Below are 23,191 nucleotides of genomic sequence, written 5' to 3' on the forward strand. Positions count from 1 at the left end.
AAACCGGGTTGAACAGCAAACACATTCACTGGTTTGATAAGAAACCCTAAACAGTTTCGATAGGTCCAAATGTCCCTTGTTGCCCCCGTTACTATTCAAAAAATCTCCGGTGAAAGCCTGACCGAAGCCCCCGATTTGCTGGCTGTCGAAGAGCCGCTCGAGATCCGGCTGGGCTTTGGGCCGCCCCATGACCGGCAGCAGCGGGCGGTGGCCGTTACCATGCGGACACCCGGCCACGATGAGGAACTGGCTATGGGTTTTCTGGTTACGGAAGGCATCGTCCAGCGCCCGGCTGATATTCTCTCATGCCGCCACTGCGTGCAGGATGCTCACAAGGAAGGAAACGTGGTGCGCGTCGAACTTCACCCGGATGTCGTTATAGACTGGTCGCGGCTGGAGCGCAGCACGTTTACGTCGTCGAGTTGCGGCTTATGCGGCAAAACCACCATCGAAGCCGTTTTGGCCCTCACCCCCGGCCCCGTTGTTTCTGATTTTGTCGTTGAATCGTATCATTTGCACCGGCTGCCGAAGCACGTTCGCGAAGCGCAGCGGGCTTTTGCACACACGGGGGGTATTCACGCAGCCGCTTTGTTTGATACCAATGGGAAACTTCTGCTTGTTCGGGAAGACATTGGTCGTCATAATGCCTTAGACAAACTTATAGGGGCTTCTTTCTGGCAAAACTGGCTGCCCCTCACCCGATTTGGCGTTTTTTTGAGCGGGCGAATCGGCGTAGAATTAGTGCAGAAAGGCTGGATGGCGGGCGTTCCATTGCTGGCGGCCGTAGGTGCCCCATCGAGTCTGGCCGTGCAGATGGCGAAGGAAGCTCATATAACCCTGGCTGGTTTCCTGCGCGACGACCGGTTCAATTTATACAGCGAACCGGGGCGGATTCGGTTGAGTGAGTAAAATTACTCCCAACCTGAAGAAGGCTTTAATTAGTCTTTAAGGCAGTTAAAGCCCCTTCAGGGGGTTGGGGGTAATTTTGGGACAAGAATAGTTAACGCACCCGCCTGAATGCGGGCATCGAGTTTCGCGATACGCCCCCGGTACTCGCCATCTATCTGAAAATAGGCCCGCTTGTGGGTTTCAATACTGATCGATGTCGCCGGGTAAATTTCAATCATTTTAGGGTCGAAAGGCCGGTACCGCCAAAACAGTTTCAACGTTTCCCAGAACGATAGCTTCCGAAAAATAACCACTTCAAAGACCCCATCGAAGGGGCTGCCATCGGGGTTGATAACGGCTCCCGTGCCATACATACGGGCGTTGGCGAGCACCACCATAAAGGCGGCCCGTTCGATGCTGGCATCTCCAACGGTAATTGACACCCGTAGCAGCCGCCGTTTTTTTAACACATTCAGCACACTGCGGAGGTAGCCGAATTTTCCCCGCAGGCTGTTTTGCTCATAATGTTTAACCACCTGAGCATTCAGGCCAATGTCGGCCAGGTGCAGGCAAATTTCATTATCATTGACCAACACCACGTCCATTGGCTCTGGTGTATCGTTTAGGAGCACGGCCAGACTTTCCTGGATACCAGCAGGAATGCCTAACTCGCGGGCCATGCCATTGGCCGACCCGGCGGGTAATATGCCCAGCGGAATGCCAGTGCCCAGCAGATGTTCGGCCACAATTTTCAGGGTTCCATCACCCCCCACCGCCACCACGCGGTCGGGTTTGTGTTCGGCAATTTGCTGACGGATGGCGTCGGCATCCGTCTTGCCATCGAGGTAAAACGACTGTACCCGGTGGGGTGTGTCGGTAAAATAGGCCTTTATCCCGTCTTCCCAGGCGGTTTTGTCCTGCCCACCCGAAACGGGATTGATTGCGAATAAAAAAGTCAACTTATGCAGGTGTTAGGGGTTATATAGGGTATAAACAAAATAAACCCACGAAGGGTAAGCCAATGCAGTATTTCTTAACATTGTTGCGCCTGACTAACCAGCCCCTTGTAAAACTATACCGAGGCTTCGGGAACGACAAACAACTCACCGTTCATGGCAGCGTATTTCGGCGGAGCGCGTTGCCCCGAAAGAAATACCGCAACAACATCTGGCTGAACCTGTTTGGTCTCCTGCGCCTGTTTCTGGTTCGACCCTATCCCAAAGCAATCGTTCACCTCGCTGCGGGGGGGCAGCAGGCCGAAGCGATAGCCGATACCGACGGGTATTTCCGGGTCGATCTGCCGCTGCCACAACCCCTGGCCCCCGGCTGGCATCCCGTTCGGGCGCAGCTCATGTCGCCCATGGTCCCTCCAACCTTATTATCTGAGAGCGAGGGCCTTGTTTTAATACCCGATAAAACCTCGTTTGCCTGCATTTCGGATATTGACGATACATTTCTCATCTCGCATTCGGCTACTAAACTCAAACGATTAACGGTGTTGCTCACCCACAATGCCCACTCCCGGAAACCGTTTGAGGGCGTTGTCGCGCATTACCAGCTATTGGCCGACGCCAACAATCATTCCGGCACCACAAACGCCTTTTTCTACGTCTCGAGCAGCGAATGGAATCTCTACGACTACATTATCGACTTCGCCAAAAAGAACGGCCTGCCCGATGGCGTTTATTTATTAAGTCCACTCAAGCAACTGGCCGAAGTGCTGAAAACGGGTCAGAATAAACACATGACTAAATTCGCCCGGATTGTCCGGATTGTGGAGGCTTATCCGCACCTGCAGTTTGTGCTGCTGGGCGATGATACGCAGGAAGACCCTACCATTTATGCGTCGGTGGTCGAGCATTTTCCGAAGCAAATCCGCACGGTTTATATCCGGCAGGTATACGGGAAGAATCAGCCGAAAACGCGTGAGACATTGAGCCGGATTGAAGCCATGGGCATACCTTGCTGCTACTTCGCCCACAGCGCCGAGGCCCGGCAACATTCGGTGTCAAGTGGATTGATTACTCCGTAGCGCCAGCCCCCATGACAAAAAATACGCCCCCCGAAGAACTCACCGGCAAGCTCGACATTGGAAAGCCGTTTACCGAAGCCGCCGGAATGACGGCCGTTGTGAAATCTGTTGAGCATGTGCTGAACGGAACCGGCGTGGCGCGTGGCTGGACAGCCCTCATCAACCTGAATCAGAAGGATGGCTTCGACTGCCCCTCCTGCGCCTGGCCCGACCCCGACGGCCACCGCTCCCGCTTAGGTGAATACTGCGAAAGTGGCGCCAAAGCGGTTGCCGATGAGGTAATGACCAAACATACGGCCTCGCCCGTGCTGTTTCAGAGGTATTCAGTGGCTGAGCTGGTACAGAAAACCGACCTCTGGCTGGGGCAGCAGGGCCGGTTAACGCAACCCCTGCTTATCCGTCCCGGTGAAACACATTATTCGTCCATTACCTGGGAAGAGGCTTTTCAACTCATTGCCAGTGAACTCAATGCGCTCGACTCGCCCGACGAAGCTATCTTTTACACATCGGGCCGAACCAGCAACGAGGCCGCTTTTCTATACCAGTTGTTTGTCCGGCTGTTTGGCACCAACAACCTGCCCGACTGCTCCAATATGTGCCACGAATCGACCGGTGTAGCCCTGAGCGAGTCGATTGGGCTGGGTAAAGCATCGGTCAGATACGACGACTATGAGAAGGCCGACGTGATTATGATTATGGGGCAGAATCCCGGCACCAACGCGCCCCGAATGCTGACGCCTTTAGAAGCCGCCAAGCGCAACGGAGCCAAAATCATTGCCGTAAACCCGCTGTATGAAGCCGGGCTGCTCGCCTTTAAAAACCCGCAAAGTGTGCGCGATATGCTGCTGGGCAGCGAAAATCTGACAGACTTGTTTCTACAGGTGCGGATTAACGCCGACCTGGCATTGGTGAAGGCGATGTGCAAAATTCTGCTGGAAGAGGAGAGCAAGAGGCCGGGGAAGGTACTGGACCAGGCCTTCATTCAGCAATACACTGCCGGGTATGATGCCTTCGTGAAAAGCCTCGAGCCGTTTGATCTGAGTGAGTTGGCTGCCCAATGCGGGCTAACCGTTACCCAAATTCAGGAAGCAGTCGATTTGTTCAAATACACGCCAAAACTGATTATCTGCTGGGCCATGGGCCTGACCCAACATCGCAACGCTGTCGACACCATCAACGAAGTTATCAACCTGCTTTTGCTAAAAGGAAGCATTGGTATTGACGGGGGCGGGGCCAGCCCCATTCGTGGGCATAGCAACGTGCAGGGCGACCGCACCATGGGTATTTGGGAAAAGCCGAAGCCTCAGTTTTTAGACGCCCTGAAACGAGTGTTTAAATTTGAGCCGCCCCGCAAACACGGCTACGACACCGTTGCCGCCGTGAAAGCCATGCACGAGGGCAGCGCAACCGTGTTTTTCGGGATGGGCGGCAATTTTTCAATGGCCGTATCCGATACAAACTATACTGCGGAAGCGCTCAGAAACTGTAAGCTCACCGTTCATGTTTCGACCAAACTGAACCGCAGCCATCTTATTCACGGCAAAACTGCCCTGATTTTGCCGTGCTTAGGCCGCTCTGACCGCGATGTGCAGACCACCGGCGAACAGTTTGTCAGTTGTGAGAGTACAACGGGCGTGGTGGCGCAGTCGAGGGGCGTTGTGGACCCAATTTCGCCCTCCATGAAAAGCGAGGTAGCCATCGTTTGCGAACTGGCGAAGGCAACTCTACAGGGAAAATCGACCGTTGACTGGGACGCGCTCACCGGCAATTACGACCGAATCCGCGACCTCATCGAACAGGTTATACCGGGCTTTGAGAAGTACAACGAGCAGGTCCGAAAGCCCGGTGGGTTTTACCTGCCGAACGGGCCGCGTGTTCGGGAGTTCAAGACGAAGGATGGCAAAGCGCATTTCACCATCAACACGCCAACCGGGCATGAGTTGCAGCCCGGCGAGTTATTGCTCATGACCATCCGCAGCCACGACCAGTTCAACACAACCGTGTATGGCAACGATGACCGATACCGGGGCATCTACAACGAACGGCGGGTGGTGTTTATGCACTCCGACGACATCGCCAGCTTACAGCTGCGGGAAAAACAGGTAGTTGATTTACACAGCCACTACAGCGGGCAACAGCGCACGGCCCACCGCTTTGTGGTGGTGCCGTATGACATTCCACGTGGTTGTGCCGCGGCCTACTTTCCCGAAACGAACGTGCTGATTCCGATAGATTCCGTCGCTGAAAAAAGCTATACGCCAACCTCAAAATCCATTGTGATTCGGGTGACACCGGCGGTGGGTTGACAGGCAGCCTATCGTCGTAGTCGAGTGAGTTGCATGTCCAATGTGTCACGACCGAGAACCCCCTGGAGCCACATAGCTTCAGTTGTACGATTACTAATGGTGGCCCGTAAGGTATCACGAGAATAAAAGGCCACTTGCAGTTTGTTTTGCAGACTATCGAACTTATAGCTACCTCCCAAGCATTCACTGGCTTCGAACCGGTATGGATTTGGACTAAAGACGCATTCTTCATACCCGGCAAAATAGATACGACTCCAAACCTTCCTATCCGTTAACCAACCGGTAGCGGGTTGGATTCGACCGTTCCGTATCAGTTTTTCCACTGTCCAGGTACCTTTTAGCGTTTGATCATTAGAGCGCATGTTGATTTCCACTTTAAGTGAGACAAAGGCTATAACAATCGGTAATACACGTAGACTGTGCTTGATCCAGCTTCGCCCTAAGGGAATGTTAGGGAGATGATCGACTACATCCCAGAAGATAAGTTTGAGTCTTTTTCCGTGCAGCAGAAGCAGAAAGACCAGGGATAATGAATAAATGACTGAGTTAAAAAAGGCCCCAATAGCAATTTTGTAGAATAGATTAATCAGGACGATGTTGACCATCACTGGTAAAAGGATCATTGCTCCCAGTAAGGTTGTCCTGCGATAGAGCAGCAGGATAGACCCGCCTATTTGAAACAGGGCAATACTAACTGCCAACAGATATGAGTAGCCAAAATAGTACCAGGTCAGGCTCATCCCATCAACCGAACCTAAGGGCATGTCAAGGAGATAAGCAGGGGTTTGGAACTGAGTTTTTAAAATTTTGGCAAAGCCATAACTGGAAATCGATAAAGCCAGCCAGTAGCGAATGATACCTTGTAACCAGGCATGACGTAGGGCGCTGTACATGGCATTAATCTGTTCGCGTCGATGCCATATCCAGACGTAGATTAAGCTACTGAGTAAGGCCACCCCAACCATGCCTAGTAACACATACTCAAAATACTGGCCGTATTTCTCAAAAAATGAGATAGGCAAAAGCAACAGGGGAAACAGGAAAAAATTCAGCAGAGCAGTAGCCGCCAGAACACATTCACAAAATTTAAAAAACCAGGAGGTACGGCTGTCTGGTAAGGCTTGTGTCATGGCTTGACTGTAGTTCGACGGAGAAGAACCAATTGGCTCAACTGAAGCTGGTTTTTGTAATAGAAGTGGTTGATTAGTATTGAATTAAAGGAAAAAATTCGTTGTTTAAATGAATTTATGTAAACCTACACGGCAACAGTTAATAGCTGAAGGCATGCTGAATAGTAAGTAATGTCGTGGTTAATAATGACAGGATATTGTCAGTCAATTCCGGTAAACTTTTTCTTTCGCTGGAGCAGATAAATAAACGTACTCTCTGAGCCAGACGAAGTACCGATAATCTGACAGGAGACTAATTCCCAGCCCTGCCGAACCATAAAATTCAGGGCGTCGATACTGGAATTAAAGGAAATGGGTTTCCGGTCAGCCCCGGCTATTTTCTGGCGATTAAGCCCGCTATCAACGAATCGCTGCCCGTAATCGACGAGAATTTTGGCACGGGTCATAATGGTAGCGTTATCGCAAATCAATTGACAAAAAGGCGTATTGACTGTATCAATCGCAACACCATCAACATAGACCTGGCTAAAACAGGTACTGACCTTAACTAAACTAAGGAACAACAGGAGTGAACCGAGTGCTTTCATAACTAATCGACTGTATAACAGAATGATGCGTAAAAACCAGCTACTTCGTCGCGATATAAAAGAAATCAAGGCTTCCGGCGGGGTCATTGCTGACGAGGTAATCGCTATAGTTGATTTCGGCGGCTAACCCATCGGCCTGCAGAAGCCGGTTGCGGTTCAGGCGATTCATCAGGTCATAGGGCACCTGCAGCAGTCGGCGGGGTAGCCGGTGTTGCAAATTGAAAATATCGAAGCGGGTCAGCTTTTTGACCGACTCTTTGTTTTGTTCATAATAGGCCATCACTTTTCCATTACCGTGAATGCCCCGTGTGTCAATCGCTGGAAAGTAGGTCGCCATCAGCGATGTAAGCCCGTCGGCGTCATACTCCCGAACGTGCCAGGGGTTGCGCGTGAGTGAAAACGTTTTATTGACCGTTGTGAGCAATAATTTACCGCCCGGTTTCAGCACCCGATGGGCCTCCCGAATAAACAGATCGTCGTTTTCGATGTGCTCGATCACCTGAAACGTCACGATGAAATCGAACGTATTGTCGGGTAACGGTCCGCCGTCGTGGCCGCTAAGGGGAGGAATATTGGCCGCAATAAAGGTTGAGGCTGGATATTCGGCGCTGAGGGCCGCAATTAACTCCTCATTTTTGTCGATGCCGGTATAGTGGTCGGCAGCTTTGGTGAGCAGTTCCAGTCCCCGTCCCCAGCCACAGCCGATTTCGAGTACCTTACCGCTTACGATTGTGGCCGCTTCAACGTAAGGGAACAGCAGCCGCTGATGAACGGGGTTGTCCGAAGCAATCTCGGCGGAAGTGATTTCAGTGGTTTTGTACATGTGTTCGCCACATTATGTGTGCAATTCGCAGGGCAAAATTACTCTTTTGTGGAGGCAAAGAAAAATGAAGTGGGTTTGTAAGTCGAACCGCTCATTTTTTTCGTTATTAGTAAATAGGTAATTTTAGATTCTGTTGAGCACTATGGCGTAACAATAGACGCTAAAGAATCCACAGAATCTAAAATTACCCCGCAAAATAATTTCTTCGAAATCAGCGCAAGACCCGTTGTTTATGCGAGTTCTCTCAATTGTTCTCTTTATTGTCATTTTTTCGTCTTGCTCGTCGCAAAAAAAAGCCCGGCAGGCCCGTATTAATGCGGCTTATGACGCCCGCACCGAAGCGCAGCGAAACCAGGCGGGCCAGCCCGCTGCCCGCCCCGCCGATATGCCCACAGACGGGCAACGGGCTGATGCCCAGCGGCCCGCCACGACCCAAACGCCAACACCTATAAAGATACTCGATGGTCCAGCCGTCGGTACAACACCTGCCATTTCGGGCCGCACATCCGGTGAGTGGGTTGTTACGTCAATCAAAGGGAAATTTCTGGCGACCGATACCACCCATGTTCGGGTCTATCTCAACGTAACCGCGAAGTCGCCAACGGGTGAGCTGGTGCAGAATCCTGCCGAATTTGTCGAGCATTTTATGGTGGCCTACGTCATGTATCCCGATTATAATAACCGCGAACGGTTAGGGTATGGTAACGTGCCACTGACCACGCAAAATGTAGGGCAGGAGGATGACCATCTGACCCTCACATTCGATATTAAACGGCCCGCCATGGCCGACCGCACCAACGCGGCAGGTGCCGTTCTGCTGACTGAAATCACCGAAACGACGAACGGCACCAAAGCGCGCAATGATTTAACGCTTCGATTCAAAGCACCTAAACTGAGCGACCGATACACGCTATTCGATAAAATGGGTAAACAGCCCCAACTGCGAAACTATGTGAACGTGGGGGACACTGTGCTGATTCGGGATGTTAATGGCACAGGCAAGCCCCTGTATGGTGTTCGCTACCGCCACGATTTCGACGCGGCTTCGTCGCCGATGAATACGTCGCCCCGTCCGGCATCTAAGTCGCTCATGATCGATACAACGCTGACCATTACCACCAATCAGCCCTTTATCATTCCGCACGAAGGCCTGTATTATTTTGTGGAAGATACCACCGACGCAGCGGGTATTGGTTTGGTTGTGGCTGACAAACGATACCCCAAACTAACCCGGCCTGAAAAACTCATTAAGCCCGTATTGTACATGAGTACAAGCACGGAGATTGGCGAGTTAAATCAGGCGCAGGATACCAAAAAAGCGTTCGACAAATACTGGTTGAGCCTGATGTCGGGTAATGAAGATGTGGCAAAAAAGACACTAAAAGCGTACTTTAACCGGGTAGAAGAAGCCAATCGGTTATTTACAAGCTACAAAGAAGGCTGGAAGACCGATAAGGGCATGATCTACATTGTGCTGGGTGCGCCCGACCGGGTACAACGGAACCGGGAGCGCGAAGTGTGGGTTTATAATCGCCGGGCGAATGTCTCGGAGGTTAATTTTACCTTTGCCAAGAAGCCCAACCAATTTGTCGAGGACCATTACGAACTGGTGCGCTACATTGAGTATCAGCCGATTTGGTATCCAATTGTCGAAGCATGGAGAACCGGCGCCATCCGCGAGTAGTATGTATCGAATGAATAATGAATAATGTACACTGAATAATGGGTTAGCTGCTGACCATTATTCAGTGTACATTATTCATTATTCATTATTCATTATTCATTACTCATTTTTAACTAATGCCCCAACAATTCAACCGTAGTCAACGTCCCCGCCCCCAATTTCGTCCCGAACCCGACGAGATGGTGTTTGGCATTCAGTCCGTTATCGAGACGCTCAAGTCCGACCAGCAGATTGATAAATTATACATGGAAAAGGGGCTGAGCAACTCCGATATTCAGAATCTGGCGTTCCAGAACCGCGTGACCATTCAGCGTGTGCCCGCCGAACGGCTCGACCGGCTGACCCGAAAAAACCATCAGGGCGTCGTCTGCTTAGTAGCTCAGGTTCAATATGTTAAATTGTCGAACGTTATTGCCGATGTATTTGAACGGGGCGAAACGCCGTTTTTTCTGATCCTCGACCGCATCACCGATGTTCGTAATTTTGGGGCCATTGCCCGCACCGCCGAGTGTACGGGTGTGCAGTGCATCGTAATTCCAGGTCGGGGCGCAGCCGCCATTAACTCCGATGCCATGAAGACCTCGTCGGGGGCACTAAACCACATTTCGGTCTGCCGCGAACCCGACCTCACCGAAACGGTGAAATATTTGCAGCAATCGGGGGTGACAATCGTGGCCTGTACCGAAAAATCGAGCCGCGACCTCTACGAACGCAGCACCGATCTGACCGGCCCGATCGCCGTCATCGTAGGGTCGGAAGAAGACGGTATCTCGCCCGAACTCCTGCGCCTGGCCGACACCCACGTTAAGATTCCACTACTGGGGGCGGTTGGTTCACTGAACGTGTCAGTAGCTACGGGTGTGGTGCTGTATGAAGCCGTGCGCCAGCGCAGTTTGCGGGTGGAAACGGTTTAAATTTTGGCTTGCCGATACAACAGAAAACTTGCGGGCTACACGCCAAATTGGCTTCATTTATTTCCCGCTAACCGACTTATTGACTAATCTGTCAAAAAAATACGCTGATTTTATTAAACTATTTAACGAATCGACGAGAATTGGTTTTAACTAATTCTCGCCGATTCGCGGGATTCTATTTCGTTGATATAAAGAAAGTTAGTAGATAAACTATCACACTAATGAATCGTATTAGTCCAGCCAAAAGAATTTAATTTTACCGATTACTTAATTCATATAAAAATAGTTTCTGCTATAGATTTCTCACAAATATCTATATTTGCTCATATCGGCGCAAGTGCCTTTTAATCAGCGACTTACTTACAAAAAGGTTAGTTAAAAACCTCCTCATGAACGACCCGTTAAGTAACCAAAAACCCACAGACACCAATCATTTAGCACTTAAGAAAACATTAGATATTATTTGCGGAAAATGGCGGTTGTATATTATCTTTCAAGTAGGCACCGAAGCTCGCCGATATGGTGAATTACGACGTATGATTCCTGACATAAGTGAAAAAATCCTGATACAGGAACTCAAAACATTAGTGAGCTTAGGCGTCATCGAAAAGCAGTCTTATAACGAAGTACCACCCCGTGTCGAATACAGGCTAACTGCCAAAGGATTACAGGTATTACCTTCTCTTATTAAGCTCACGTCAATTGGCGAGATGTTTCTGGAAACGTAGCCAAATCAACTTTTTTTGATTCCGTATCGTTATTTGTTGGCACACAAAGCAAACGGAGTCGATGAATGTGAAGATATGTTGTCTGTTGGTAAGCGTCGTGTGGCTTACTCAATTGGCTCGGAGTGGTCTACAGCATATCAGCGGAACAGCATCGGTGGCCGACCGGGCATTCGGCCCCTTCAGCAAGCCAGTAACAGCAGAGCCTCAGTATACCAAATCGCTGCAATTCAACGTCTACCGGTTTGCCGTGATGGCCACCGATACGGGGCGGGTTCGCAACCTGAATGTGAAAGCCTACCGGGGTGAATTGCTCCTGACAAACTTTAGCCTGCGGGTTGATGGCGCCGTGGTTGGGGCCGAAGTGGCTGATTTGGATAATAACCGCTTTCCTGAATTATACATCTACTGCACCAGTTATGGCAGCGGCTCATTCGGGCGGCTCTATGCGTGGCAGTTTCTACCCGAACGTAAAGCCGATGTGACACTGCCGACGTGGCGACTGGCGCCCGAAGTCGGTTACATGGGGCATGACAGCCTTTGGGTTGAGCGCGACATTCTTTGCCGTAAATACCCGGTTTATCGTTCAGGCGATGCCAACGCCGAACCCTCCGGCGGTTACCGGATGGTGCGCTACCGACTCCAGTCAGTCGGCGCAGGGTTTTCACTCGTTGCAGCCGAATAAAAATTAGTCAGAAAATTGACCATCCTTCATAAATCCTGGCTAATCCTCTAAAACACCTTGAAGCCAAGCGAAAGGGTGGCCATTCCTACGAAGCCTTTGACACTCGCATCCCTGTAGAAACCACCCACCGGGGCCAGATAGCGCAGGTCAATATCCAGTGAAGGAATGGGTGAATAGCTTGCGCCAGCCTCCAGGCCAATGGTAAAGTCCCTGACTTCCAGATTCTGCACTTCGTATCGGTTCAGCAAATTGGTTTTGCCAGTGGTTGCCGGAATGTCGGTTTGTGGGAACGACACGTTTGAGTTAGCATTAATCACCCCCGATGTGGTGCGGGTCGCTTCGGCCTTGTGAATAAAGATAAAGCTTGGTCCGGCATAGCCCCGTAATTTACCGTCCAGCCAGCGTTTACCAACCAGAATCGAAACATTAACGGTCTCCAGCACTGATTCAGAGACCACGTCGACCGTAGCCGTTAAGAGGCTGGGCTGCACACTAACGGGCAGGGCATTGGCTAATGATGCACTTGCATTTACGTCGAGTGTGGCGTTGGTTTTTTGCTTTACTACAAACCGATTATAGGTTGCTTCGGCCTGAATGAAAAAATTGCTGACGTTTTTTCGCGCCCACAAACCACCCGAGTAACCCATACCGATGCCATTCGTTTTATTTTCTACAGCAGGTATGTTTACTCCGCCAACTGTTTGAGCGGCAATGGAGGTAGAGCCGTGCGTAAACGTACCCCCACCCTTAATACCCAGTTCGAAGGCCCGGACAGACGTGGTCTGCGCCATGGCAACCGGCCCGCCTGCCAACACATAGGCAATAATGACTACTTGACTAAGTTTCATGAGTGAGTTTTATTGTTGCAGCAGCACACGACGGTAGCTGGCCGGATTAACCTGCGGAATGGCTGCGTTATACTTCGCATTGATTCCCCTGATGATTTCATTTGCCATCAGGGCGTAACCGGCCGGTGTGAGGTGGATACCATCGAGGCTGAACACGCCCCCCTGAATGTAGCTGGCTGTATAGGTAATGCCGTTCTGGGTAAGGCCAGTTGCCGAATTTACCTGATTTAAAATCGTGTTCGGATCAACGTAAGCTGCCCCTCGGGCATCGGCCTGAGCTTTCATAATGGTGTTATATTCAGCGATTTTAGCGTTCAACAGACTGACTTCGCCCGCATCCAGAACCGTTTGTGTGGGCAACGGATTAGTTGGGCTAAGCCCATACGGTCCCAGCCGGGTGCCTGTAGCCGTGCTGCCAATATTGGCGTAATCCGTCACACTCGTAATGATGAGCAAATCGCCGGCTTGCGTGGCGCGGGTTCCGGTGGCTGTCTGGATATACAAGCCTGTAATGGGGGTAGCTGGCCGCAGAAGCACATTGAGCTGCACCACAACTACGGGCACGGTTAAGGTTGAAAAGAGGGGAGCTGTTGTAATGTTTGGAATACCAATAACTACCCCCTTGCGACCTCCCTCGGCCAGTTTATTCATCATGGCGGTGAAGTTCGTCGTGAACAGCGCGGTAGGTGTCAGCGGGCTCACTCCACCCGACTGGGCATAACTGAGTGCATCATTATTGCCTAACCAGCACGAATAGAATGTGGCTCCGTTCAGGTTATCGCTCACATACTGAAAATAGGTCGTTGCCGGGGCCTGGTCGGCCAGTAAACGCTCGAAGTAAGGGTTGCCCGCTGCTGAGCCATAGTTGGCCGAAAGAACGTTGGCTACCTGAATACCGGGAACGCCTAAGTTCTGATTAGCGCTCGTGAATTTAGTGTATAGTGGCGAGCCAGTTGGCCCCATACCCCGAACCGCCCCCGGCGCCACCGTACCAATCGACGTAAGCAGACTGCTGGGGTCAGCCAGAGAAGGCACCCGAATGAGTTTTCGGTAGCCCGAACCGGCAGCCTGCGCTTCGCTAAACAAAGGCTGCACAAAATCGCCCCCCCCAACGGTTTTGAACTGACCTGCCAGAATGGAGGGATACGCGTTGAGCTGGCCATCCCGATACAGGCCCGCATCGGCAAATCCGGCAGTTAGCGAATTACCTATTGCCACATATTTTGTGAAGTCGGCAGTGCCTCTATCGGGCGTTTCGCTGCTGCCAGCGGCCGGGTCTATGTCGTTGTTGGTGCAGGCGGTTAGGCCAATCAGCGCGAAAAGCACCAACCCGCGCCGAAATCTCTTCTGAACGTACATTCGGTAGTGTCGGGGTTAATATAAGAGAGCAGACAGGGTTCTGAAAAAGAACGTAAAAATAAGGGCTTCCTGTTACTCTGAACACCATTACCCGTCAAATAGTACAGACACGTAGGGTAGGCACTTAAACAAACCTTAATCCGAATCAGTTGTTTGACAAGGATGAGTTCGCGTACTTGCCAGCCATTCAGTACATGTTTCATAAAAAAACCAATCTTAAACCATGGGTCTTTTATCATTTTTCAAAGGTGTAGGTGAAAAAATTTTCCACAAGGATCAGGTAGCTCCAGCAGCAGCCGAAGCCGAAAAAGTTGAGCCGGTTCGGGCGCAGGCACTGCTCGACCACGTGAAGCAACTGGGCCTTGCCTACAACTCCCTGACGGTGAAAACTAAAGGAGATACGGTTACGCTGTCGGGTTCGGTGAAATCGCAGGAAGATGCCGAGAAAATTGCACTGGCCGTTGGTAACGTTGAAGGTGTATCGGCGGTTGATAACCAGTTAGACGTTGACCAGCCGACTCCAGAGGGGAAATTCTATACCGTAAAATCAGGTGATTCGCTGTCGAAAATCGCCGAAGAGGTATACGGAGACCCAATGAAATACGGTGTTATTTTTGAAGCGAACAAACCCATGCTGAAATCTCCCGACCTGATCTATCCCGATCAGGTGCTGCGGATTCCGCAACTGTAGAAAAATTAAGGTGTAGTGGTTGTAGGGTTATAGAGTTGTAAAGTTTATGGACGTAAGCGCCAGGTAGCTTTATGACTTTGTAACCCTATAACTTTATAACAAACCTTGCGGTGGCCGGTTTTAGTGATGTCAACTCAACGCAAACCCTATGGCCGTTCATTTAGTAGCTTACCTGAAAGATCAGTTCACTCCCGCTGTAGTTGACCAGCTAAGCGGTCAGTTGAACGAAACATCAGCCAACACGCTGAAAGCCATTAATAGTGCCCTGCCAACGCTGCTGGGCGGGCTAACCCGACGCATTCAGGAAACCGATGGCCCGTCGTCGATAATTAGTTTTTTAGACAAGGGCAATTATGAGGAAGCCCCCCCAGAAATTAGTCAGATTATCGCCCGGAATCAGGTAGCTACCAGCGTAACCGTCGGAAATACGTTTATCGACAAGATTTTCGGGAACAAGGGACCAAAAGTAACCGAGCTTATTAGTAGCTATAGTAGTACGAAGCCGCAGACGTCCCTAACGATTCTGGGCCTGGCTGGCTCGGCGCTCATGAGTGTTTTAGGGCGTCAGGAGCAGGAAAAGGGACTCACCGCTGAGAACCTGAAAACGCTGCTGCTGGGGCAGGCCGATGAGTTCCGGCAGGCCCTGCCCACTGGCCTGGAGGCTATACAGGACTTACTGGGCTTCGATCAACTTAACACCCCTGCCGGACCACAAACGCTGGTGCAGGGAGCCGACAACCTGAGCGGTTCGCCCGTCAATCCAAACATTCCGAAAAGCACCGAAGGTGAACGGCGTACCGAAAATGTGCGGTGGCTGCGCTGGGCCATGATTGCCATTGCCGTGCTGGTGCTGGCGTTGCTGGTGCAAAAGTGCCGCCAAAACCAGAATGGCAGCGACGGCGTCAGCACCGACTCTACATCTCGTGTGGAATCGAACGCCGTGGAAGATACGTCGGCAGCAACGCGGCAAAGTATTCGGGACGCCAATGGGCAACCAACCGATTCAACGGCACCCGGCCCACTCGGCATCCGCGATTCGACCCAACAGCGGTAGGTTAATAAGTCGGTAAGTATTGCTTACTTTGCAGGGTTCTACGTACCCACCGCTATACCGTACTGTTTATGTTTGTTGACGCAATTGAACGCGTTGATTCGTTTACCCGCCCCATGCACTCCATTGTTCGGCTTTATGGCCACGACGAGGTAGTGCCCGGCACAGCCACCTTATTTTTTGTGAATCAGGACGGATGGGCTGTCACCTGTAAACACGTTGCTGACCTTATTGCCCAGAGTGATGAGATTTATCATAAGTACCGCGAATTTCAGGGTGCCCGGCGCGATGTGTCCCGTAAGGAAAATGCCGGGGCGCTGATTAGCCAACTGGAGGCAAGGCACAAAATGAATGCCGATACCATCATCCGGGTACGAAACAATTTTATCGGTTGTGTGGATCAATTCCAGGAGCTTACGATTGAACGCCATCCCACCCAGGACCTGGCTCTGTTGCATTTTAAGGGCTATAATCGGCTGTTGTATCGCTCACACGCGATTTTTCTGGCCGATACGGGCCGTATAAAGCCTGGCCGAAGTTTGTGCCGGTTAGGGTATCCATTCCCTGAATTCACAAACTTTCGCTACAACCCCGCTGCCGATGACATTGAGTGGGTAACGACAGGCCGGGTGGTGTCGCCCAGCTTTCCTATTGATGGCATTGTTACCCGGCTAATAAGCGGCAACGGGGGGATTGCCGGGATTGAAATGAGTACGCCCGGCCTGCGGGGGCAGAGTGGCGGTCCGCTGTTCGATACCAACGGATTAGTTTACGGAATGCAGTCAGCTACACGCCATTTGCATCTGGGATTCGACATCGAAAACCTGGAAGTATTGGTTAATGGGCGCAAAAGCCGCGTATCGAATTACCCCTTTCTGAACGTCGGCCAATGCGTTCACGTCGACGTAATCAAAGCGTTTTTGCGGGAAAAGGGCGTGACGTTCTATGAACGATAGCTTCTTATAAAAACCCTGCTGTATCTTTGGTCGTTAACTAACGAGTGCCACAAACGCGCACTACCTATTTATTTATGCTAAAACGCAGAGCTTCGGCTGTCTGGGAAGGCGGCCTGCAGACTGGCACCGGTGAGGTGTCATCGTTCAGTGGTGTGTTAAACAAAACACCGTATTCATTTAAAACCCGGTTTGCCAGTGAAGACGGCCGGGCCGGAACCAACCCCGAAGAGTTATTGGCGGCTGCTCATGCGGGCTGCTATTCAATGGCCACCAGCGCTGCGCTGGCTCAGGCCGGCTTCACACCCGACAAGGTGAGTGTGAGCGCCACCCTGACAATGGATACCGATACACTGACCATTACGGCCGTTGAACTGCAGGTTACGGGCAAAGTACCGGGAATTTCGCAGGAGCAATTTGAGGAAATTACGGCTGGGGCGGCAAAAAACTGTATTATTTCGAAGGCGCTTCACCCTGATATTCAGGTAACAAAAATAGCCACGCTGGAAGCGTAGGTAAATTTAACAGCTATTGACCAGGCGTTGACTGTATCTTTGGGCAGTCAACGCCTTTTTTTATGACCCAACAAGACAGGCCGACGGATATCAGGGCCCTTGCCGCCGATGCACTTGTTCTACTCAAACGCCTGATTACAACCCCCTCTTACAGCCGGGAGGAAGGCCAGACGGCCGGGCTGATTGAGGATTTTTTCCGGATGAGGCAGATTCCGTTCAACCGGCTGAAAAACAATGTCTGGGCACAGAACCGCCACTTCGACCCGGCAAAGCCAACCCTGTTGCTGAACTCGCACCACGACACCGTGAAACCCAATACCTCCTGGACACTCAGCCCGTTCGACCCCCTGGAACGCGACGGAAAACTCTTTGGCTTAGGCAGTAATGATGCTGGCGGGTGCTTAGTCTCGCTACTGGCAGCGTTTGTGCATTTTTACAACCGACCAGGCATGGCTTTCAACCTGATCATGGCTGCTTCTGCCGAGGAGGAGATTTCGGGTCGCGATGGCCTGGAACTTCTGTTGCCCGAATTACCACCCATTAACGTTGCTCTTGTTGGCGAACCAACCGAAATGCAGTTAGCCATTGCCGAAAAGGGACTACTCGTTCTCGACTGCACGGCACACGGCGTTAGCGGCCATGCGGCACGAGATGAGGGCGACAATGCCATTTACAGAGCCATTGAGGATATTGGCTGGCTCACAACCTATGCCTTTCCGAAGGTATCGCCAACGCTGGGGCCGGTGAAGCTCTCGGTAACGATTATCAACGCCGGTACGCAGCATAACGTTGTGCCAGACGCCTGCACGTTCACGATCGATGTGCGGGTGACGGAGCAGTACACGCTGGAAGAAGTGGTTGACATCATTAAGGCTAATATTCGGGCTGAGGTGAGGCCCCGTTCGATCCGGCTCAAACCATCGGGCATTCCCGTCGACCATCCGATTGTGCAGGCCGGAATTGCCCTGGGCCGGTCTACATATGGTTCCCCAACCACGTCTGATCAGGCCGTTCTGCACTGCCCCTCCCTCAAATGTGGTCCCGGCCATTCCGGGCGGTCGCACTCAGCAAATGAGTACATTCACCTGCACGAAATCGAAGAAGGAGTGAGTGGCTATATTCAGATGCTGGAGCAGGTCCTGTAGATACTCCTGCGTTTCCCTAACCCCTGGTTCAGCGGGTGCGGGGGTTGGGGAAACGCATTATTGAAGCAATAGTTGGTGATTGGTGCAAAGTTCCTGCAATTTATCGCGGGTGCGTAAAAGTCGCATCTTAATGGCGCTCTCCGATACCTCGTATCGCTCGCTGATGGCTTTGATTGATAAGCCATCTTCATACTTAAGCCGCAGCAGGGCTGCTTCCTGGCTGGGCAAATCATTCAGTGAATACTCCAGGGCGTGCCACTGTGCGCTCACCGACTGATCAGGCTCCGTAAACTCATTAATCATTCTGTCTGACAGGGCTTCGGTGGCTAAGCGTTTGCTCACACGGAGTTGATCTAAGCAATAATTATGAGCAATCGAATAGAGCCAGGTTGACAGAGCCGAGCGATTCTGGAACGTATTTAGTTTGAAGAAGACCTTGATGAAAATATCCTGCGTGAAATCTTTCGCAGTCTCGGTATCATTAGTCATTAACAGGCATTTCTGATAAACCTTGCCTGAATAACGCGTATAAATGGTGTCGAAGCTTTCGACATTGTCAATAGTCTGGCCTGTCAATTCGTTTGGTTTGCCTGATAAAGGAAAATTTTTCATACTATACTGAAGTGTAAAAATGAGGGTCGGTACGACCCGTAGCTACGTGAACCATTGGGTAAATCAGCCGCTCTGTTACGCTGCTCAACCAGAAAAAATTGACCTGTACTTATTGAATTCCTTCTGAACGTGAACGGGATAGCTTCTTAGCGATTCTTACTAATAAGACAATTGGTGTTATCAGTAAGCCGTGTAGGCTTAACCTTATGCAACCTCAAAGTTCAGGGACTCTACGTAGAAGGACTGGTAATTCTGTATCAAAAAATGGTACTGGTGTACCATTGTTCGTATAATTTTCAGTCAAACAATAGTATTAGTATAAGTAAATAATGAATTAGTATATTATAGGGTATTATTACGGGCAAATACGGAAGGTGTCTCGTTGTACACCTTCCGGAAAGAACGGGTAAAATAGGAGGGGTCTTCAAAGCCGACTAAGTAGGCCGTTTCGGACACAGTATGACCCTGGCGCAACAGTTGTGCGGCTCGTTTGAGTCGATAGTTACGGATGAATTCGCTCGTCGACGAACCGGTCAGGGCTTTTAGCTTCCGGTGTAAATTCATGCGGCTCATGCCACTGGCTGCCATGAGTTCTTCGGCGCCAAAAGCGGTTTCATCGAGGTGTTGCTCTACAATCTGACAAAGCTTTTCAACGAGCGGATCGGTGGGAGCAGGCAGCGTCGGCTGGGCGTCTGGATTATTAATACTGGCCAGCGCCCACTGCTGAAGCTGATGGCGCTGATCCAATAAATTTCGCACGCGTACCCGAAGCTCATCTATGTGGAATGGCTTATTTATATAGTCGTCGGCTCCCAAAGACAAACCCTCCAGGCGACTATCGACCGAGGCTCTGGCAGTTAGCAAAATAAAGGCAATATGGCTGGTTCGTGGATCTTCTTTCAGCCAGCGGCAAAGGGTATAGCCATCCATAATTGGCATCATCACATCGCTTATCACCAGGTCGGGTATGATATCGAAGGCTTTTTTCAGTCCCTCGGCTCCGTTCATAGCCCGGTGAATTTGATAAGATGCGGGCAAACTATTGGCGATATAATCGCTTAAGGCCAGGTTATCTTCCACCACTAAAATGATGGGTTCTTCGCCGGGTGGGTATTCGTCAGAGCTTACCTTTGGCAGGCCTACTGCCGGAAGCGCAGGTAACTGCGTGGTGGCGGGCACCGACGCAGCCGGGCGGCAGGGTAAATAAACGGTAAACGTTGTACCGATACTCCGTTTGCTCACAACCTGAATAGTGCCCCGCTGAATTTCAACTAATTCCTTAACCAGGGCTAAACCAATGCCGGTTCCTTTCTGCTGGCCCACATCCGGTAGTTCGTCGGCTAAACTGGCGTTGTGAGCCTGGTAATACCGGTCGAAAATGTAGGGAAGTTTATCGGGAACAATACCAACCCCATTGTCGGCTACCTCAAGATGAAGCCACGAATTCGGAGCCGAACCAGCGCCCACCGATGAGTCGGGCTGAGAAATAGTCTCAACCGTCAGGCTAACGGTTACTTTTCCGTGGGCGGGCGTAAATTTCAGAGCATTTGCGACCAGATTAGAAACGACCCGTTCCAGCTTGTCGGCATCGAACCAATAGAGCGACATCAGCTTATCGGCCCGAAAAGTCAACTGCATGCCTTTCGATTTCGCCTGTTGGTCAAAAGAATGCACCAACTGCGCCACAAAAGTGCCTATGTCGCCCTGGCTTTCGTCGACCTGAAGCGCTTTGGCGCCAGCTTTTGAGAGGTCCATCAACTGGTCGATCAGGTCGTATAACTTGCGGGCATTCTGGTTAATAAGTTCTAATTGGTGCTGATCGTCGGCATCGCCTAAACGTTGCTTCAACTGTTCTACCGGGGCCAGGATCAGGGTCAATGGCGTTCTGAGTTCATGCGTGATGTTGGTGAAAAAGAGCGTTTTGAGTGCGTCCACAGCTTTTAGCTGTTTAGCTTCCTGCTCGTTTAGATACGATCGAACCCATATATACCCAACGCCCAGAATAAGTACGATATAAAAAAGGATAGCCCACCACTCTATAAGGCTACTCAGCCCAAAGAGATTAAGGCCCAGAGGCAATGAAAAGAACTGCGACAGTATATTCACCAGAAGTTGTGTCAATACTAATGTTAGTACGATCAACGGTCGGTAATAAATAATAACCGATTGCATGTATCTAATGAAATAAACTTAATGTAGTATTACTTGAATAAAAGCAAGGCCCTGCAGGGTATTAATTTCTAATCAGACGGGGCGGGTAGTTGAAAGTTACGTTGAACTCAGTATTAATATATGAGTTTATAGATTAAGTAGTCAATAGGTTTTTGTGTGTATATAAAAAAGGGTGATACGGTGAGGAATACAGGACGATCTTAAGTGGTAAAAACAGGGGTACCGGATAAACAGGACTTGCTCTTATTCGCTAAAGTCCTGTTTATCCGGTACCCCTGTTTTTACCACTTGCCGCCCACCGGGTGACTGAATCACTCCACGCCGATTCCTTCCATCGTATCTAACCGGGCGATGATGCCCCACCCGAAAAAATCATTGGCTACTCCAATCAGCAGTTCGTTCTCGCCCGCTTTGAGAGGTAATATAAAGTGAGAATTTTCGAGTGAACACCGCCCCTCAGGCTCTTTCATGATGGGCTGACGGTATAAATTTTTATCCGTGTAAGCCAGTTGACCATTCACAAAAACCCATACTTCGTCGCTGAAACCCAACGCTACGCGCCGTTTTTGCTCGGCACCGGCCCGAAGTTTCATGGCCAGCCAGATCATCCGGCGACTTTCGCTCTTTCCGAATAGGCGGGTCAGATTAACCAATCCCAACCGTTCGGCCTCAAGGGGTTGCCAGGCGGTTTCGGGCTTCGGGAAATCATCGGTCGTCAGTTCACGCCCTTTGGGTAGGGGCATGGGTTGGCTAACGGCCCATTTACGCAGATAGCGGGGGTCATGGCGGGTTGGATCAAGTCCTTCGGTGGGCGACAGCCCGGCTACATCGTCAGGTTTAATGACCAGATTGGCAATAATGGCCGCCCCGTCAAAAGCCAGGCCGCCTTCGGTCGAGTTACCTTCCAGTTGCGGCACATCGAGTGTGGGCTGGGCCATGTCGTTCACATAGACCCGCATTTGACGACCCGACACAACCAATTTAACGTGGTTCCACTCACCGCGTTTGAACAGCGCCGGCCCCTGGCAGGCGGGCAATAAGTCCCAGAGATTCACGCCTTTAATTACGGGCGCATACTGAATGGCGTCCAGAGCCATTGGGTTTTCGGCCCGGCCAACCCGCAGATAGAAATACTCGGCCTCCTCATTGGATTGACGCCTGAAATAGATGCCGGTAAAGGGTGGCGATTCGGGGGCGATGTCATACTCGATGGTGCCGTTTTTGAACACCACATCAGTTAAAACCGCCTTCCCCGGCGGCAGGATTTTCAGGGCGGGAATCGATTTGTAGGTGACAAACTGAACCGTTTTCGGGCCAACATTCCACCGTTCGGCCACCATTGGAACAGTCACAACTGCCGTTGCTATCGGCCTGACCAGTTTCTTTTTTTGGGCGAATGCCGACAACGAAAGCAGCAGGCAAGTGAATAAGCCTAATTTTTTCATGGTCTTTCTCGTCACTTCAGGGTAAAATCAACTTTCTCATTGGCCCAGGCCAGCGACACCACGCCTTTGTCGGAAATGGCGAACGCCATTTTTTCGGAGAACGTTTTAGACGGCTTCACCGGCACATTGACCCGCAGCACGTCTTCATCCTGTTTGTAGGTGAAGGCCCCCCATTTAATAGTTTTGTTGAGGATAATGGTCCAGACTTTTTCGTTCGGAATGGTGAACAGGGCGTAGCGGCCTTTGGCAACCGGTTTTCCTTCGAGGGTTACATCGTCCGAAAAGTCGATGGAGGTGGTTTCGTTGGCGCCTGTACGCCAAACCTGGCCATAGGGAACAAGTTTGCCCCAGACTTCCCGTCCTTTCACCGATGGCTGACCGTAATTAATCGTAATTGTTTTACCGCCAACGGTAGCTTTCGCCTGGGCAGGAGGGCTGGGGCGGGAGGCCGGGTCAGTTTGCGCGTTTACTGTGAGCGTAGCCACCATATAGGCCACGGAGAACAGGAGTTGCTTTGCGTTCATTTTGTTTATATTTGTTTAAGAACAAGGCAAACGTAAAGCTTGACCCGCAAAGCAGGGTTAGCGCCGGTTGTTCATATCTGTTCATGTTTGTTCACGCTGATT

Annotated in this window: 22 protein-coding genes; 12 read left to right on the forward strand and 10 right to left on the reverse strand. The window is 50.9% G+C overall.

Going from position 1 to position 23,191, the window contains the following annotated elements:
• Positions 1–69 precede the first annotated feature (69 nt).
• Positions 70–909 (forward strand): formate dehydrogenase accessory sulfurtransferase FdhD, encoded by an 840-nt coding sequence (gene fdhD / locus ACYVI1_RS15270; RefSeq protein ID WP_460911475.1) that lies wholly within the window; start codon positions 70–72, stop codon positions 907–909.
• A gap of 56 nt (positions 910–965) precedes the next feature.
• Here fdhD and ACYVI1_RS15275 read toward each other — a convergent pair whose 3' ends face one another.
• Complete coding sequence (locus ACYVI1_RS15275; protein ID WP_460911476.1) at positions 966–1,847, reverse strand: diacylglycerol/lipid kinase family protein; 882 nt, start codon at positions 1,845–1,847, stop codon at positions 966–968.
• 62 nt (positions 1,848–1,909) lie between these two features.
• Between ACYVI1_RS15275 and ACYVI1_RS15280 the strand changes: the two genes are divergently transcribed.
• A complete protein-coding gene (locus ACYVI1_RS15280; protein WP_460911477.1) occupies positions 1,910–2,920 on the forward strand; it encodes an App1 family protein in 1,011 nt (336 codons plus the stop codon).
• 11 nt (positions 2,921–2,931) lie between these two features.
• Positions 2,932–5,226, forward strand: coding sequence for an FdhF/YdeP family oxidoreductase (locus ACYVI1_RS15285; RefSeq protein ID WP_460911478.1), 2,295 nt, complete (start codon positions 2,932–2,934; stop codon positions 5,224–5,226).
• Between the two features lie 8 nt (positions 5,227–5,234).
• Here ACYVI1_RS15285 and ACYVI1_RS15290 read toward each other — a convergent pair whose 3' ends face one another.
• From ACYVI1_RS15290 to ACYVI1_RS15300, 3 genes are all read right to left on the reverse strand, one after another.
• Positions 5,235–6,356 (reverse strand): hypothetical protein, encoded by a 1,122-nt coding sequence (locus tag ACYVI1_RS15290; protein WP_460911479.1) that lies wholly within the window; start codon positions 6,354–6,356, stop codon positions 5,235–5,237.
• Between the two features lie 200 nt (positions 6,357–6,556).
• A complete protein-coding gene (locus tag ACYVI1_RS15295; protein ID WP_460911480.1) occupies positions 6,557–6,943 on the reverse strand; it encodes a hypothetical protein in 387 nt (128 codons plus the stop codon).
• Between the two features lie 40 nt (positions 6,944–6,983).
• Entirely contained in the window at positions 6,984–7,766 is a 783-nt protein-coding gene (locus ACYVI1_RS15300; RefSeq protein WP_460911481.1) for a class I SAM-dependent methyltransferase, read from the reverse strand.
• A 232-nt stretch (positions 7,767–7,998) separates the two neighbouring features.
• Between ACYVI1_RS15300 and ACYVI1_RS15305 the strand changes: the two genes are divergently transcribed.
• The 4 genes from ACYVI1_RS15305 (at position 7,999) to ACYVI1_RS15320 (ending at position 11,774) form a co-directional block, all read left to right on the forward strand.
• The gene (locus ACYVI1_RS15305; protein WP_460911482.1) at positions 7,999–9,450 is read left to right on the forward strand and encodes a GWxTD domain-containing protein; all 1,452 of its coding nucleotides are present in this window, start codon (positions 7,999–8,001) and stop codon (positions 9,448–9,450) included.
• A 116-nt stretch (positions 9,451–9,566) separates the two neighbouring features.
• Positions 9,567–10,364 carry a 23S rRNA (guanosine(2251)-2'-O)-methyltransferase RlmB gene (gene rlmB, locus ACYVI1_RS15310; protein ID WP_460911483.1) on the forward strand — a complete coding sequence of 266 codons (798 nt, stop codon included), beginning with the start codon at positions 9,567–9,569 and terminating at the stop codon, positions 10,362–10,364.
• A gap of 389 nt (positions 10,365–10,753) precedes the next feature.
• The gene (locus tag ACYVI1_RS15315) at positions 10,754–11,092 is read left to right on the forward strand and encodes a winged helix-turn-helix transcriptional regulator (protein ID WP_460911484.1); all 339 of its coding nucleotides are present in this window, start codon (positions 10,754–10,756) and stop codon (positions 11,090–11,092) included.
• A gap of 61 nt (positions 11,093–11,153) precedes the next feature.
• Positions 11,154–11,774: a hypothetical protein gene (locus ACYVI1_RS15320; RefSeq protein ID WP_460911485.1), complete on the forward strand. Its 621-nt coding sequence runs from the start codon at positions 11,154–11,156 to the stop codon at positions 11,772–11,774.
• 47 nt (positions 11,775–11,821) lie between these two features.
• On the opposite strand, the gene ACYVI1_RS15325 is transcribed toward ACYVI1_RS15320, so the two are convergent.
• Together ACYVI1_RS15325 and ACYVI1_RS15330 are read right to left on the reverse strand one after the other, a co-directional pair.
• Positions 11,822–12,622, reverse strand: a complete 801-nt coding sequence (locus ACYVI1_RS15325) for an outer membrane beta-barrel protein (protein WP_460911486.1) — start codon at positions 12,620–12,622, stop codon at positions 11,822–11,824.
• Between the two features lie 9 nt (positions 12,623–12,631).
• Complete coding sequence (locus ACYVI1_RS15330) at positions 12,632–13,981, reverse strand: SGNH/GDSL hydrolase family protein (protein ID WP_460911487.1); 1,350 nt, start codon at positions 13,979–13,981, stop codon at positions 12,632–12,634.
• 223 nt (positions 13,982–14,204) lie between these two features.
• Between ACYVI1_RS15330 and lysM the strand changes: the two genes are divergently transcribed.
• The 5 genes from lysM (at position 14,205) to ACYVI1_RS15355 (ending at position 18,336) form a co-directional block, all read left to right on the forward strand.
• The gene (lysM, locus tag ACYVI1_RS15335; RefSeq protein ID WP_460911488.1) at positions 14,205–14,672 is read left to right on the forward strand and encodes a peptidoglycan-binding protein LysM; all 468 of its coding nucleotides are present in this window, start codon (positions 14,205–14,207) and stop codon (positions 14,670–14,672) included.
• 148 nt (positions 14,673–14,820) lie between these two features.
• The gene (locus tag ACYVI1_RS15340; protein WP_460911490.1) at positions 14,821–15,726 is read left to right on the forward strand and encodes a DUF937 domain-containing protein; all 906 of its coding nucleotides are present in this window, start codon (positions 14,821–14,823) and stop codon (positions 15,724–15,726) included.
• A gap of 68 nt (positions 15,727–15,794) precedes the next feature.
• A complete protein-coding gene (locus tag ACYVI1_RS15345; protein ID WP_460911491.1) occupies positions 15,795–16,679 on the forward strand; it encodes a S1 family peptidase in 885 nt (294 codons plus the stop codon).
• 74 nt (positions 16,680–16,753) lie between these two features.
• Positions 16,754–17,191, forward strand: a complete 438-nt coding sequence (locus tag ACYVI1_RS15350; RefSeq protein ID WP_460911492.1) for an OsmC family peroxiredoxin — start codon at positions 16,754–16,756, stop codon at positions 17,189–17,191.
• Between the two features lie 62 nt (positions 17,192–17,253).
• Positions 17,254–18,336 carry a M20 family metallo-hydrolase gene (locus tag ACYVI1_RS15355; RefSeq protein WP_460911493.1) on the forward strand — a complete coding sequence of 361 codons (1,083 nt, stop codon included), beginning with the start codon at positions 17,254–17,256 and terminating at the stop codon, positions 18,334–18,336.
• Between the two features lie 57 nt (positions 18,337–18,393).
• On the opposite strand, the gene ACYVI1_RS15360 is transcribed toward ACYVI1_RS15355, so the two are convergent.
• From ACYVI1_RS15360 to ACYVI1_RS15375, 4 genes are all read right to left on the reverse strand, one after another.
• Entirely contained in the window at positions 18,394–18,948 is a 555-nt protein-coding gene (locus tag ACYVI1_RS15360; protein ID WP_460911494.1) for an RNA polymerase sigma factor, read from the reverse strand.
• A 342-nt stretch (positions 18,949–19,290) separates the two neighbouring features.
• The gene (locus ACYVI1_RS15365; RefSeq protein ID WP_460911495.1) at positions 19,291–21,069 is read right to left on the reverse strand and encodes an ATP-binding response regulator; all 1,779 of its coding nucleotides are present in this window, start codon (positions 21,067–21,069) and stop codon (positions 19,291–19,293) included.
• 362 nt (positions 21,070–21,431) lie between these two features.
• Positions 21,432–22,565 carry a LamG domain-containing protein gene (locus tag ACYVI1_RS15370; RefSeq protein ID WP_460911496.1) on the reverse strand — a complete coding sequence of 378 codons (1,134 nt, stop codon included), beginning with the start codon at positions 22,563–22,565 and terminating at the stop codon, positions 21,432–21,434.
• An 11-nt stretch (positions 22,566–22,576) separates the two neighbouring features.
• On the reverse strand, positions 22,577–23,089 hold the full coding sequence (locus tag ACYVI1_RS15375) for a DUF2911 domain-containing protein (protein ID WP_460911497.1): 513 nt from the start codon (positions 23,087–23,089) through the stop codon (positions 22,577–22,579).
• Positions 23,090–23,191: the final 102 nt, after the last annotated feature.

It is taken from the genome of Spirosoma areae (genome assembly GCF_054781775.1).